At 32.9% G+C, this 14517-nt stretch carries 11 protein-coding genes; 6 read left to right on the forward strand and 5 right to left on the reverse strand.

The genetic code is table 11. The features are described from left to right. The first annotated feature begins 48 nt into the window (after positions 1-48). From DFR66_RS10415 to DFR66_RS10430, 4 genes are read left to right on the forward strand one after another with little or no spacing between them, the layout of a single operon-like run. Complete coding sequence (locus tag DFR66_RS10415) at positions 49-2220, forward strand: S9 family peptidase (protein ID WP_114754785.1); 2172 nt, start codon at positions 49-51, stop codon at positions 2218-2220. A 9-nt stretch (positions 2221-2229) separates the two neighbouring features. Continuing rightward, on the forward strand, positions 2230-3774 hold the full coding sequence (locus DFR66_RS10420) for a peptide MFS transporter (RefSeq protein ID WP_114754786.1): 1545 nt from the start codon (positions 2230-2232) through the stop codon (positions 3772-3774). A 4-nt stretch (positions 3775-3778) separates the two neighbouring features. Beyond that, complete coding sequence (locus DFR66_RS10425; RefSeq protein ID WP_114754787.1) at positions 3779-5584, forward strand: peptide MFS transporter; 1806 nt, start codon at positions 3779-3781, stop codon at positions 5582-5584. A gap of 45 nt (positions 5585-5629) precedes the next feature. Then, the gene (locus DFR66_RS10430; protein WP_114754788.1) at positions 5630-6088 is read left to right on the forward strand and encodes a thioredoxin family protein; all 459 of its coding nucleotides are present in this window, start codon (positions 5630-5632) and stop codon (positions 6086-6088) included. 6 nt (positions 6089-6094) lie between these two features. Here DFR66_RS10430 and DFR66_RS10435 read toward each other — a convergent pair whose 3' ends face one another. From DFR66_RS10435 to surE, 5 genes are all read right to left on the reverse strand, one after another. Continuing rightward, entirely contained in the window at positions 6095-8131 is a 2037-nt protein-coding gene (locus tag DFR66_RS10435; RefSeq protein ID WP_114754789.1) for a ComEC/Rec2 family competence protein, read from the reverse strand. Between the two features lie 99 nt (positions 8132-8230). After that, positions 8231-8749, reverse strand: a complete 519-nt coding sequence (locus DFR66_RS10440) for a C40 family peptidase (RefSeq protein WP_114754790.1) — start codon at positions 8747-8749, stop codon at positions 8231-8233. A gap of 46 nt (positions 8750-8795) precedes the next feature. Next, positions 8796-9908: a lipid-A-disaccharide synthase gene (gene lpxB / locus DFR66_RS10445; protein WP_114754791.1), complete on the reverse strand. Its 1113-nt coding sequence runs from the start codon at positions 9906-9908 to the stop codon at positions 8796-8798. 82 nt (positions 9909-9990) lie between these two features. Further along, positions 9991-10263, reverse strand: coding sequence for a hypothetical protein (locus tag DFR66_RS10450; RefSeq protein WP_114754792.1), 273 nt, complete (start codon positions 10261-10263; stop codon positions 9991-9993). Continuing rightward, on the reverse strand, positions 10256-11035 hold the full coding sequence (gene surE / locus DFR66_RS10455; protein ID WP_114754793.1) for a 5'/3'-nucleotidase SurE: 780 nt from the start codon (positions 11033-11035) through the stop codon (positions 10256-10258). Before surE ends, DFR66_RS10450 begins: the two co-directional genes overlap by 8 nt. A 208-nt stretch (positions 11036-11243) precedes the next feature. On the opposite strand from surE, the gene DFR66_RS10460 reads away from it, so the two are divergent. Both DFR66_RS10460 and DFR66_RS10465 read left to right on the forward strand, forming a co-directional pair. Then, positions 11244-13421, forward strand: coding sequence for a carboxy terminal-processing peptidase (locus tag DFR66_RS10460; protein WP_114754794.1), 2178 nt, complete (start codon positions 11244-11246; stop codon positions 13419-13421). Between the two features lie 216 nt (positions 13422-13637). Next, complete coding sequence (locus DFR66_RS10465) at positions 13638-14495, forward strand: DNA/RNA non-specific endonuclease (protein WP_114754795.1); 858 nt, start codon at positions 13638-13640, stop codon at positions 14493-14495. Positions 14496-14517: the final 22 nt, after the last annotated feature.

Here is a 14517-nt window from a genome sequence, read left to right on the forward strand (position 1 = left end):
TGTAATTTTTTCACTAAAATTGACGGTTTTTATCTTTAAATAAATAATATGTATTCGAAAAAAATTATAGCATTATTTTTATTCTTTTGTTTTACAGTTGTAGGTCAACAAAAAATCACAATTGATGAATTGTATAATGGTACATTTCGTGCTCAGGGAATGGACGAATTGCAATCGCTAAAAAACACTAATCAATACACTGTTTTGAATGCGGACAGACAGTCCAGAAGTATGCAGATTGATTTGTATGATTTTGCTACACTTAAAAAGGTGTCTACATTAATTGACACAAAGTCACACCGAGAATTATCAGGCGGGATTGATAGTTATACTTTTGACGCATCAGAAAAAATGATTCTTTTGGCTTGCAACACTAATCAAATCTTCCGACACTCATTTACTGCGGATTACTATTTGTATGACATCGTAAATAAGAAATTAATAAAACTATTTGATTTTCAGGTTCAGGAGCCTACTTTTTCACCTGATGGAAAAAAGATTGCTTACGCCAAAGAAAACAATCTGTATGTATATGATTTAGCTTCAAATAAATCGACTCCAATAACTACAGATGGACAAAAAAACAGCATCATCAACGGTATTACGGATTGGGTTTACGAGGAAGAATTTGCTTTTGTAAAAGCTTTTGATTGGAGTGCTGATAGCAAAAAAGTTGCCTACATCCGTTTTGACGAAAGTCAAGTTCCGGAATTTTCGATGTCTATGTTTGGAAAAGAGTTGTACCCAATGATGCAAACGTTTAAATATCCAAAAGCAGGTGAGAAGAACGCATTAGTTTCGTTGCATGTTTATGATGTAAATGCAAATGCGGTAAAAAATGTAAATCTAGGTAATTACAATGATTTTTATATCGCTAGAATAAAATGGACAAACGATGCGAATACATTGTCTGCACAGGTATTGAATCGTCATCAAAATAATTTAGATTTGTTGTTTATTGATGGTAATTCAGGAGCTTCAAAAGTAGTTTTGAACGAGAAAGACAAGGCTTATGTTGATGTTACAGATAATTTGACGTTCTTGAAAGACAACAGTTTTATTTGGACTAGCGAAAAAGACGGTTATAACCATATATATTTATATGACAAAAACGGGAAATTGAAAAACCAACTGACCAAAGGAAAATGGGAAGTAACGAATTATTATGGTTTAGACGAAAAGACAAATACGGTTTTCTATCAGTCAGTGGAGAATGGATCTATTAATAGAGATGTTTACAAAATAAGTCTTGACGGTAAAAACAAAGTGCGTTTGTCGCAAAATACAGGAACTAATGCAGCGACTTTCAGCCCAAATTTTCAATACTACATCAACACTTTTTCTAGTGCATCTCAGCCTACAACTTATACGTTGAACGATGCTAAAGTAGGAAAACAAATTCAAGTTATTCAAAGCAATGAATCATTGGCTGCAAAGCTAAAAAGCTATGATTTACCTTCAAAAGAGTTTTTTGTTTTGAAAACGGCAAAAGGAAATGAACTAAATGCTTGGATTATTAAACCGAAAGATTTTGATCCAGCTAAAAAATATCCGGTTTTTATGTATCAATATTCTGGTCCTGGTTCGCAGCAAGTAAACAATGAGTGGAATAGTACGGATGACTATTGGTTTATGATGTTGGCACAACAAGGATACATTGTAGCTTGTGTTGACGGAAGAGGAACTGGTTTTAAAGGTGCTGATTTCAAAAAAGTAACTCAATTGCAATTAGGAAAATACGAAGTAGAAGACCAAATTGATGCTGCTAAAGTAATAGGGAATTACTCATTTGTGGATAAATCTAGAATTGGTATATTTGGCTGGTCGTATGGTGGTTTTATGGCGTCTAATTGTATTATGAAAGGGAATGATGTTTTCAAAATGGCAATTGCTGTAGCTCCGGTTACAAACTGGAGATTCTATGACAGTGTGTACACGGAACGTTACATGACCACACCTCAAGAAAATGCGAGTGGATACGATGATAATTCTCCAATAAATCATGTGGATAAATTAAAAGGTAAATTCCTTTTGATACACGGCTCAGGAGATGATAATGTGCATGTTCAAAACTCTATGCAAATGATGGAGTCTTTGATTCAGGCTAATAAACAATTTGATTCCCAGATTTATCCAGACAATAATCACGGGATTTACGGTGGGAAAACTAGGGTTCAGTTGTACACAAAAATGACTAATTTTATTAAAGAAAATTTATAACAGCGCTTTATGACAAACGACGCATTGAATAAGGAAGAGTTTTTTGGACATCCAAAGGCGCTTTTTATATTGTTTTTTACTGAAATGTGGGAACGGTTCTCGTTCTACGGTATGAAAGCATTATTGATTTTTTATCTTACCAAATATCATTTATTTTCGGATTCTTCAGGGAATTTATTGATTGGGAGTTATGCTGCTTTAGTGTACGCTGTTCCAGTTTTGGGTGGTTTTATTGCCGACAGGTATTTGGGATTTAGAAAAGCCATCGTTTTTGGTGGTATTATGTTAGTATTGGGCCATATAGGAATGGCTTATGAAGGGAATGCTGCAACACAATCCATGACGGGTGAAATTACACGGGACGAAACGGCTTTGCAAATATTTTATTTTTCACTATCCTTAATAATTGTTGGAGTTGGATTTCTAAAAGCCAATATCTCATCATTGGTTGGAGAATTATATGAAACAGGTGATAAAAGGAGAGATTCTGGATTTACGCTGTTTTATATGGGAATCAATTTAGGATCTTTTATGGCTACATTGATTTGTGTTTGGTTAGGTGAAAAATACGGTTGGAGTTATGGTTTTGGTGCCGCTGGAGTCGGAATGTTTTTTGGATTACTGACTTTTATTTCCGGTAGAAAATTGCTACTAGGAAAAGGGGAATCAAATAATCCATCTTTCCTTGAAAACAAATCGTTTGGACTTAAAAATGAATGGTTAATTTATATTGGAAGTGTTTTGTCAACGTTATTGTTTTGGCAAATGGTTCAAAATCATGATGCAGTTTCATGGGCTTTGAAAATTGCAGGTGGAATTTCTTTTATCTATATTGTTTATTACGCGGCAACGCAGCTCGATGGTAAAGCGCGTCACCAATTGATCGCTTTAACTATTCTAATTGTTTTTACTATTGTCTTCTGGGCATTGTTTGAACAAGCCTATACCTCCATGAATTTATTTGCGGATAGGATTTTAGACAGAACTATATTTGGGTATGAAATATCTGCTGGACAATTTTTAAGTTTAAATGCTTTGTTTATAATTTTATTAGCTCCGGTTTTTGCTTGGATATGGCCAAATTTAGGAAAGTACAATCCTAATACAGCAGTAAAATTTGCTTTAGCATTAGCTTTTGTTGGTTTAGGTTTTGGAGCATTAGTTATGGGAATAAACCTATCTGGCCTAGGAAAAGTAGCTGCGATTTGGTTGGTGTTGGCTTATTTTTTACATACATGTGGGGAATTGAGTTTATCACCAGTAGGACTTTCTGCTGTGACTAAATTATCGCCGGCAAAAATAGTTGGTTTCATGATGGGCGTTTGGTTTTTGGCAACAGCCAGTTCCGAATTTATTGCTTCTATTTTAGCAAATATCGCTTCTGTCGATACTTCAAATGGGACAGCGCCAGACTTGAATTTAGCAAAACAGAGTTATTTAGTGCTTTTTGAATACTTATTTTATACAGGACTTGGTTTCGGATTACTGTTATTAGTACTTTCGCCAATAATAAAAAAATTAATGCACGGAGTAGATAAAGAATTAAACAATTAATAATATGAGTCAAAATACTACAGATCAATTTTTTAAAAGTACCGTTTTAGGACATCCTGCGGGATTATTCGTTTTATTCTTCACAGAGATGTGGGAGCGATTCTCATTCTACGGAATGCGTTCATTATTGATATTGTTTTTAACCGCTTCCTTTACAGATGGTGGCTGGGAATGGACTCGTGAGAATGCATCTGCATTATTTGGATCCTATGTAGGATTGGTTTACTTATCCACAATGTTAGGAGGTTATTTTGCCGATAAAGTAATTGGTTTTAGATGGGCTGTGGTTGTAGGAGCGACATTGATGACTTTAGGTCATGCTTCTATGGCTGTTGAAACTGAATTTTCTATTTATTTAGGATTAGTGTTGTTAGTTTTTGGAAATGGTTTCTTTAAACCAAACATGACATCAATCGTTTCTGAAATGTACAAAGACCGTCCTGAAAAGAAAGATGGTGCGTATACTTTGTTTTATATGGGTGTAAATGCCGGAGCGTTCTTTGGGATTTTGCTTTGTGGTTATTTAGGTGAAAAAGTAGGTTGGACTTATGGATTTGGTTTAGCTGGAATCTTTATGTTCTTCGGAATGTTACAGTTTTGGTTGTCTCAAGATATTTTTGGAGATATTGGTTTGAAACCAAATAAAGAAAGCAAAGCCAAAGCGGAAGCTTTGGATACAGATAAAAGAAATCCATTTACTCCAATTCAATTGGCAGCAATTGCCTTCTCTTCTATTTTAGCTTTGTTATGGCTTGTAAATGATCCTGCTTCTAAAATTTCAGGGGGTAAAATAAATGTTTTTTCTTTCCTTGGACCTAATGGAAACGCTATCGCAATTATTTCGGCGTTGGTTGTTTTTATAGTATTGTTGATTTATAGATTTACTCAGTATTCTAAAATTACTAAGGAGAAATTAATTGCAGTTACATTTTTTGCATTTTTGACTATTTTCTTCTGGGCTATTTTTGAACAGTCTCCTAACAGCTTAACCATTTTTGCTAATGATTATACGGATCGAGTTTTAACGGGTAATTGGAGCCTTGTTTTTTTAGTAATGAATTCTTTGATTACTATTTTACCATTAGTAATCATTACATGGGTGTTAATTTTATTATTCAAACAAACTTTTAAATTATATGCTCTTGCAAATATTATTTTAAGTGTGAGTTTTGTAATTATTTGGACAATAGCAATCTGGATGTTGGCAAAAGATTATTATACAGCAGGGTATTTATCATTGTCTGATGAAACGTTGCAAGCGTTGAAAATTGAGAAAGTGACAACAGCACTGACAGAAGTACCTGCAACTTGGTTTTCTACCTTAAATTCATTGTTTATTATTTCATTAGCTCCACTGTTTTCAAAATGGTGGGAAAGTAAATACAATCCATCGGCAAATTTAAAGTACGGAATCGGTATGGGATTGCTAGCGCTTGGTATGGCTTGTGTAGCTTTTGGCTCAAGCGGAATCGAAGCAGGAGCAAAAACAGCTTCAGTAAGTATGATTTGGTTAATTTTAGTATATCTTTTCCACACTATGGCAGAATTGTGTATTTCACCTGTAGGATTGTCATATGTGAGCAAATTAGTCCCAGCAAGAATGATTGCATTTATGTTTGGAGTTTGGTATCTTGCAGTAGCAATTGGAATGAAAGGAGCGGGAATGTTTGGTGAAAATATTGATAAAATTGCTAATGAACATGGATTGAGTTACTTCTTTTGGATGTTGACTATTATTTCCATCGTAGTTGCTTTATTCTCTGTAGTGATGACCCCGGTTATTAAAAAATTGATGCATGGTGTTCGATAAATTCAGGCATTGTTTTTGAACTGTTATTTATTAAAAAGTATAAATATGAAGAAGATAATAATTGTTTTAGTATTGTTAGTGGGTTCATTTGCCGCTGAAGCACAAGAACTAGTATGGGAAACCAATGTCACTAAGGCAATGGCAACTTCGAATGAAACCAAAAAACCAATGCTTTTGTTTTTTACAGGTAGCGATTGGTGTGGTTGGTGTATCCGGCTACAAAAGGAAGTTTTGAAAACACCAGAATTTGCGGCTTGGGCCACGGAAAATGTTATTTTAGTAGAATTGGATTATCCTAGAAAAACACCTCAAACTGATGAAATTAAAAAACAAAATAATGAGTTGCAAATGGCTTTCGGAATTCAAGGATTTCCAACCATAATATTTGCAAATGCTAAAATAAAAGATGGTAAAGTCAATTTTGAAGGCATTGGAAGTACCGGTTATGTAGCTGGTGGTCCTTCAGCTTGGCTAGCAGTAGCTAATGGTTTTCTGAAAAAATAAAAATTATTAATTCAACTTATAAAATCCCTTTTCACTAGTAGCGTGAAAAGGGATTTTTTGTTTTATACAAGTTGCTTTCCATTGTTTTTGAATGGTTTTATAATTAGAAGCATCAGCTACAACCATTTTTGGTTTAATAGTTTGTAGCATTCGTTCAAAATTTATTTTTGGAGACTGGACCATAATAAGGATGTCAGGATGTATGTTTTTTGGAAAAACACCCGAACTGTCTAAGATGAAAATCTTTTTCCCGTTAAAAAACATGAAATTTTGAATTCGTTTTTTCTGTTTCAATGTGCTAAAGTTTCCAATACGATAGGATTTTAAAAGACTGTTTTTCTGTGCAGATTTCAAAATGCTGTCATTAGCATAAATTAAAATACTTTCTCCTTTTCTTTCTGCAATCAACGTATTTTTTCTGCTGTTGAAAACTACTAATTCTTGTTCAGTCTGAATTTTCCATTGTATTTTTATATAAGTAAATTGTACAATGAGAGCGCAAATCAATACTAAAGCCAATTTATTAAAGTTTGGTTTTTTTAACCAAATGATTAAAGCAAACAATAGTAAATAACCGCTAAGTAGCATATAATAATGAAGCGGGATATCCTGAATGATGAATTGCTCTAAGGAAGCAATTGCATTGATGATTTTATTTAAATAATAAATGCTCCATTCAAGTAATTGGGATAAGAATACCGGAATCATATTAAACGCCGCTAAAAGCATTACCACAACTCCTAAAACCATAATGATGGTCAATAGTGGAATGATAATTAAATTGGTAACAAAAAACAAACCTGGGAATTGATGAAAGTAATAAATACTCAACGGTAAAGTCCCTATTTGAGCAGCAAACGAAACAGTGAGAATATCCCAAATGTATTTTGAAATCTTGTTTTTTGGTGACCAAATGGAGGCAAGAAGCGGTTGCAACCAAATAATGAAGAACAAGGCAAAATAGCTTAACTGGAAGCCAACATCAAATAAAAAGGAAGGTTCAAAAAGCAAAATAAGTAAAATGGAAACTAATAAAGTATGATATATATTAACGCTTCTTTTTAAATGATTTCCAATCGTTACGAATGAAAACATGGTTACAGAACGCACTACCGAAGGTGCTAATCCTGCAATGATCCCGAAAGTAAATAAAGAAACAAGAATGATAAGTAGCTTTATTAATGAGCCACGCTTTGAGTTAGGTATTGGTTTTAGAATTAAGGTTACAAAAATCAAAATGAATCCAATATGCAATCCAGATACAGATAAAATATGCACTGCTCCAGCATATTGATAATCCCGAATAATCTCTGGTGAAATATCTTGTTGTTGTCCCATTATTAATGCTATGGCGACATTTAGCTCAGTTTTGTTGAAGTTGTTTTTTTCTAAATTGCGAATAATTCTTGTTCGTAATTTTGATGAATAATACCAAATGTTTTTATCTATTATAGTTCCAATTTTTATGTCGGTAGCATCAGCATACAACTGCGCATAGATTTTTTTGTTTTCAAGGTATTTGCGATAATCAAATTGATTTGGATTATTTGGTGATTTGTTTTTTGTTAGGGTGCCCTTTATCAATAATGAATTCCCAACTTCAAGAACATGATGTAAACTGTCATTTTGAATATTTAAAATGATTTTTCCTGTTTGTTTTTTCTGGTCGATTTGATTAATAATGGCTAAATAACGATCACTAAACGGTGAGCTTTTCAGTTTTTCTCTAATTGTTAATGTAATGTAACGGGGTTGTTCAAAAACCTCTTTGTTATGGGTGTAATTGTTTTTTTGAAAGTGATCGGTGTGAACGATTTGGGTTGAAATTCCTATAATTACAGAAAGAAAATAAGTACTGATTCCAAAATAAATAGAGGCTTTTTTGTTTCTCTTTGATAAAAAATATAATACCACAAAAATGCTGATGAATACAAATAGAACAACTAAAAGTGTTGTGATAGTGAGATGGAAATAATGTCCAATAAGCAAACCTATAACAAGCCCGATTGTTATTCTTGCTAGTGGGAATTGTAGTACTTTCATAACTCTAAAGTACACATTTTTAGCAAGAAACAAATTTGTTTTTCTTTAGTTTTTTATATTTTTTAAAAACTAAATTTTTCCCCAAAAAATCAATACGAATTAAAGTACTCTGTTGATTTGAACAAATGTTTTTTTGTAATACGGTTCTTTGGTGGAGGAAATGATAACTCCTTTTGAAGTGGAGGAGTGGATGAATTTTATTTCCTCATCGGTTACTTCAATGACAATTCCTACGTGATTTATTTCTTTATTCTTAGTAGTTTTAAAAAATATCAAATCGCCTTTTTGGGCTTCATCTTTTTGTAGATTTAAGACAACGCCAATTTTAGATTGCTGAAATGAATTACGGGGTAAATTGATGTTTTCGGATTTAAATATAGTATACATTAAACCAGAGCAGTCAAAACCTGCTTTTGTCGTGCCGGCATATTTGTATTTTATACCTAAATTTTCAGTAGCAACATCAATTAATTGTTCGGCGAGCTGATTAGCTTTTCTCTTTTCGGCTCGAGATATTTTTTCTTTTGGTTCTCCTTTTTTCGAAGTTACAATAGGCGATGTCGATTTACAAGCGGTAAAAAAGATGCCAAGCAGTAAAAGGAATAATAAACGTTTCAAAAGAGTTTTTTTTAGTTGATTTTAAAATTTAATAATAAATTGTAGACTATTTTAAATCATTTACAATCAATGCTGCCGTTTTTTCACTGGCTCCAATTCCGCCTAATTGCTCTTCTAATAACGCATATTTTTCTAAAAGCGTATTGCGATGATTCGTTTTTAGTATTTTTTCGAGTTCTTCCCTAATGCGTTTGGAAGTGCATTGGTCTTGAATTAACTCAGTTACCACTTCTTCATCCATAATCAAATTTACAAGTGAAATGTATTTGAGTGTAATAATTCGTTTCGCAATTTGGTACGAAGCCCAACTGCCTTTGTAACAAACTACTTCGGGAACTTTGAATAATGCGGTTTCCAGTGTTGCAGTTCCTGAGGTGACTAATGCTGCAGTAGCATTTCGCAACAAATCGTAAGTTTTGTTAGAGATGAATTTGATGTTTTCCTGCGTGATAAATTCTTTGTAAAAAGAGAATTCTTGACTTGGAGCACCCGCAATTACAAATTGGTAGTCTGGAAAATCATTGACTACACTTAGCATTACGGATAACATTTTAGTAATTTCTTGCTTTCGGCTACCAGGTAAAATGGCAATAATAGGTTTGTCGTTTAATTGGTTTTCATTCCTAAAAAGAGCCGGGTCAATCGCTTTTTGGTTGTGAATCGCATCAATGAGTGGATGACCAACAAATTCTACTGGAAAATTATGTTTGTCTTCGTAGAACTTTTTTTCAAAAGGCAAAATGACATACATTTTATCAATATCACGCTTAATATCTGTAATTCTACTTTCTTTCCAAGCCCAAATTTGTGGAGAAATATAATAATGAGTTTTCATTCCCAATGCTTTCGCCCATTTGGCAATACGCAAATTGAAACCGGGATAATCAATGAATATAAGGACGTCAGGCTGAAATTCAAGAATATCTTTTTTGCAGATTTTAATGTTATTCAAAATGGTTTTTAGATTAAAAATCACTTCAATAAATCCCATAAATGCTAATTCACGATAGTGTTTTACTAAAGTTCCGCCAACATTTTTCATCAAATCACCACCCCAAAAACGGATGTCAGCAGTTGGATCTTTTTTGTACAGTTCTTTCATCAAATTAGAACCGTGCAAATCACCTGAAGCTTCTCCCGCTATTATATAATATTTCATGTTTTTTCGATTTTGTATTTTTAAAATCAAATGGATATAATCATTTTTGCTGCAATCATTTTATTCTGTTGCAAAGATAAACTTAAATAAATAAAGTGATAATTGCCATGACAATGACTGCAAGTACAACACCACGGGCCATCATTTCTTTATTCATTTTTAGTAAAAGTCCAAATGCTATCAGCGTCAAAATTGTTCCCAAGGTGATTATTTTGCCTAAATTCCCGTGTGATTTCATGATTTGTAATCCAGTGATAAATTTGAATTCCGTAAAAATGGTTATAAAAATATACGATCCAAGTAGGGTAGTAGCAAACCCTATTAAAAACCCGAGTATTAAGTCTTTTTTATTCATTCCATTTCCAGGTGTTAAGTTGTTGTATGGCGTGGTATGCAGTCAAGTCAAATTGCACCGGAACCACAGATACAAAACCATTTTCTAAAGCCCATTCATCAGTATCTTCTCCTTTATCTTGGTTTACAAATTCCCCTGCAAGCCAATAATAGTCTCTTCCTTGTGGCGTTTTTCTTTTATCAAATTTCTCTACCCATATTGCTTTCGCTTGGCGACAAATTCGAATTCCTTTGATATCGTCTTCTTTTAATTTTGGAAAATTAACATTTAAAACGACGCCCTCCGGCAATCCATTTTCAAGAACTTCCAATGAAATTTTGCGGATAAATGATTTTATAGACTCAAAATCGGCATTCCAATCGTAATCTAATAATGAGAATCCAATGGCGGGGATTCCTTCTATCCCTGCTTCAACGGCTGCGCTCATTGTACCGGAATAAATGACATTTATTGACGAATTTGAACCGTGATTTACTCCAGAAACACACAAGTCAGGTTTCCTTTTTAAAATTTCGTTAACCGCCAGTTTTACACAATCAACAGGTGTTCCGGAGCAACTGTATTCTAAAAAAGGGTCCGACTCTTTTGAAATTTTATTCAAATACAATGTGCTGTTGATGGTAATGGCATGACCCATGGCACTTTGTGGGGTGTCTGGAGCGACTACCACAATTTCTCCTAATTCTTCCATAACCGAAATTAAGGCTCTTATTCCGGGAGCTGAAACGCCATCATCATTTGTTATTAAAATTAAAGGTCTAGTTTTCTTCATTATTATTTTGGCAAAAAAAGGTTGATTTTTGTGATATTGATGGCAAATGTAATGACACAGAATGGCATTAAGTAAACAAAAGATAAAAATATGTTATCTTGATTCATTTAGCTCAATAAAAAAAAACATTTTTATATCTTTAACAAAAATTTATGGGAGCCCTGCTGACTATGGCATAGTTTTTACCATAACTTAGAATAAAAAATTCATGAATACTATTCTTAACTTTATGAAAAGAAATTATAAAATTATCCTTGTTGTCGTGTTTCTTTCGGTAACATTATTTGCTTTTAAAATGAATTCCTCAAAAGCGAATGATCCAGAAAAAGACAAGTTGCTTTTAGAGATATTGACTTTTGTTATTGAGAAAGCACATTATAGTCCTGCGACAATCGATGATACTTTTTCGAAAGGAATTTACAAAGATTATATCGAAGCTTTAGATCCTTCTAAAAGATTCTTTCTGCAATCTGATATCGATGAGTTTTCAAAATTTGAATTGCAATTAGACGATCAATTATTAAATAAAGATTTGTCTTTTTTTAATTTGACCTACGATCGTTTGATGAAAAGAATGAATGAAAGCACTAAAATCTACAAAAATATCCTAAGTAAACCTTTTGATTTTACTATTGATGAAAGTTTTAATATTGATTATGAAAAAGCGCCATACCCTAAAAACGTTGCTGAACTTAATGATAAATGGCGCAAACAAATAAAATTGTCTGCACTATCTTCCTTAATTGATAAACAGAAATTAGAAGAGGACAAAAAGAAAAATGATGCTAGTTATGTTGTAAAAACTTTTGAAGTTTTAGAAAAAGAAACCAGAGAAAATTCAGTAAAATCACTTGATGAGTATTTTGGATTTATAAAAGATTTAGATAGAAACGATTGGTTTTCGGTATATATCAATTCTATTACAGCTCGTTATGATCCACATACAAATTATTTTGCAGCCGAAGAAAAAGAACGTTTTGATGTAAGTATTAGCGGAAAATTAGAAGGAATCGGGGCACGTCTTCAAAAGAAAAATGATTTAACTGAGATCTCAGAACTTATTTCAGGTGGTCCTGCTTGGAGAGGAAAGCAATTAGAAGCTGGTGATTTAATTATGAAAGTTGCTCAAGGAAATGGAGAAGCAGTTGATGTGGTTGGGATGCGTCTTGATGATGTGGTGAAGAAAATAAAAGGACCTAAAGGGTCAGAGGTACGTCTTACCGTTAAAAAAGTAGACGGAACAATAAAGATTATATCTATTATTAGAGATGTTGTTGAAATTGAAGAAACGTATGCAAAGTCTAGTATTGTAAACAAAGACGGCCTAAAATACGGAGTGATTTATTTGCCAAAGTTCTACATAGATTTCGAAAATGCAGATGGTAGAGATGCAGGAAAAGATATTGCAATAGAAGTAGACCGATTGAAAAAAGCAGGAGTAAACGGAATTGTTTTAGATGTTCGTGATGATGGTGGTGGTTCTTTATCAACTGTTGTTGACATTGCAGGATTGTTTATTGAACAAGGGCCAATCGTACAGATTAAATCTGCAGGTAGAAAGAAAGAAGTTTTGTACGACAGGGATCCCAAAATTGAATGGGATGGACCGTTAGTAATTATGGTAAATAGTTTTTCTGCTTCAGCTTCAGAAATCTTGGCAGCAGCAATACAAGATTATAAAAGAGGGATTATCATTGGAAGCAAACAAACCTATGGTAAGGGAACTGTTCAAAATGTGATTGACCTAAATCAATTTGTACGTAGTAGTTCTGTAGGAGATTTAGGTGCTGTCAAAACAACTACACAGAAATTTTATAGAATAAATGGTGGTTCGACACAATTAGAGGGAGTTAGCAGTGATGTTGTGATGCCAGATCGATATGCTTATCTAAAAATGGGAGAACGCGATTTAGAGAATGCAATGCCTTGGGATAAGATTGATCAAGCGGATTATCAAGTATGGAGTAAAAATGCTAATTTTAATCAAGCAATTGCAAATAGTAAAAATAGAATTAGTAATAATCCACAGTTTCAATTAATTGAAGAAAATGCTAAATGGATTGATACGAGAAGCGAAGAGAATATTTATAGTTTGAATATTGATCAATTTAAAATTGCTCAAGCAGAAATAGAAGAGAAAGCAAAAAAATACAAACCAATAGCTAACTATAAAAACTCATTGATATTTTCTTCTTTGCCTCATGAAATTGATGCTATGGCAAAAGATATCTCGTTGAAAGAAAAAAGAGAAATATGGCACGAAGCTTTATCTAAAGATATTTATGTGGAAGAGGCAATTAATGTTCTTGATGATTTGCAGCCTAAACCAATTTCGAAAAAAAATATCCCAGTGAAAATAAAAAAAAATAAATTAGCGAAATCTTAATTAAAGATGGGTTAATTTATACTATTTTCATGAATAAAAAAACGCTTCAAAAAATCAGAAAGATTATTTGAAGCGTTTTTTTAGTAAATTATGTGTTGTATTTTCGCTAAATTGAAGATTTAGTAGTAGCCATAAAATACATGGATTAATCGGTGGAGTCAGCTTATTTTAATTTGTAAATTTAAGAATAATGGCAAACTCAATACTTAACTACATATGAGAAATATAAAATTTTATGCTTTAATTGTTGCGCTTTTTATAGGAAACCTTTTCACATCGTGTAATAAGGCCCTAGAAGTAGATAATTCAGCAGTTTACATTGAGGAAAATGAATTTGACTCACATCAGTCTAAAAGTAATATTCCTTTGGTTAATAATCGAGAAACGATATCGAGGAACTTTGATTTTTTACCCTCGTCTACAACCAAGCAAATTGTGAAACACCAATATTATACTTTATCATATAATGAGTCTCATGAACAGGCGGAGTGGGTCGCGTATGAGCTTAAGAAGGATTATATTAAAAATAGTAATTTTAAGCGTCCTTTTTTTATTGAGGATGTAAAAGTCAAAACAGGTTCGGCTGATTGGAGGAATTATAAAAATACAATATACGATAAGGGTCATCTTTGTCCAGCTGGTGATATGGAGTTTAATTTAGATGCTTATAATGATACTTTTTTTACTTCAAATATATCTCCTCAAAAACGGAGTTTTAATAACGGAGTTTGGAATAGGTTAGAACAGAAAGTACGTTATTGGGCCGTAAAATATGATGGTATTTATGTAATCACTGGTGGTGTTCTAGATTCTTCACTAACCACGATAGGGAGAGAGAAGGTTTCTGTCCCTGAGTATTTTTTTAAAATATTATTGGATGATTCTGGTGAAGAATTAAAAATGATTGGCTTTTTAGTTCCTAATGCAGAAAGCAATAAACCATTATATAGTTTTGTAGTATCAGTTGACCATATCGAAAAATTAACTGGGATTGACTTCTTTCCTAAATTGAATGACAATATTGAAAATCAGTTGGAGAAAAACAATGATTATAAAAATTGGAGTTTTAATTAGCTTTTAAGAATAGTTTTTTTTT

Source organism: Flavobacterium glaciei, from assembly GCF_003350545.1.
In the GTDB taxonomy this organism is placed as follows: Bacteria; Bacteroidota; Bacteroidia; order Flavobacteriales; family Flavobacteriaceae; genus Flavobacterium; species Flavobacterium glaciei.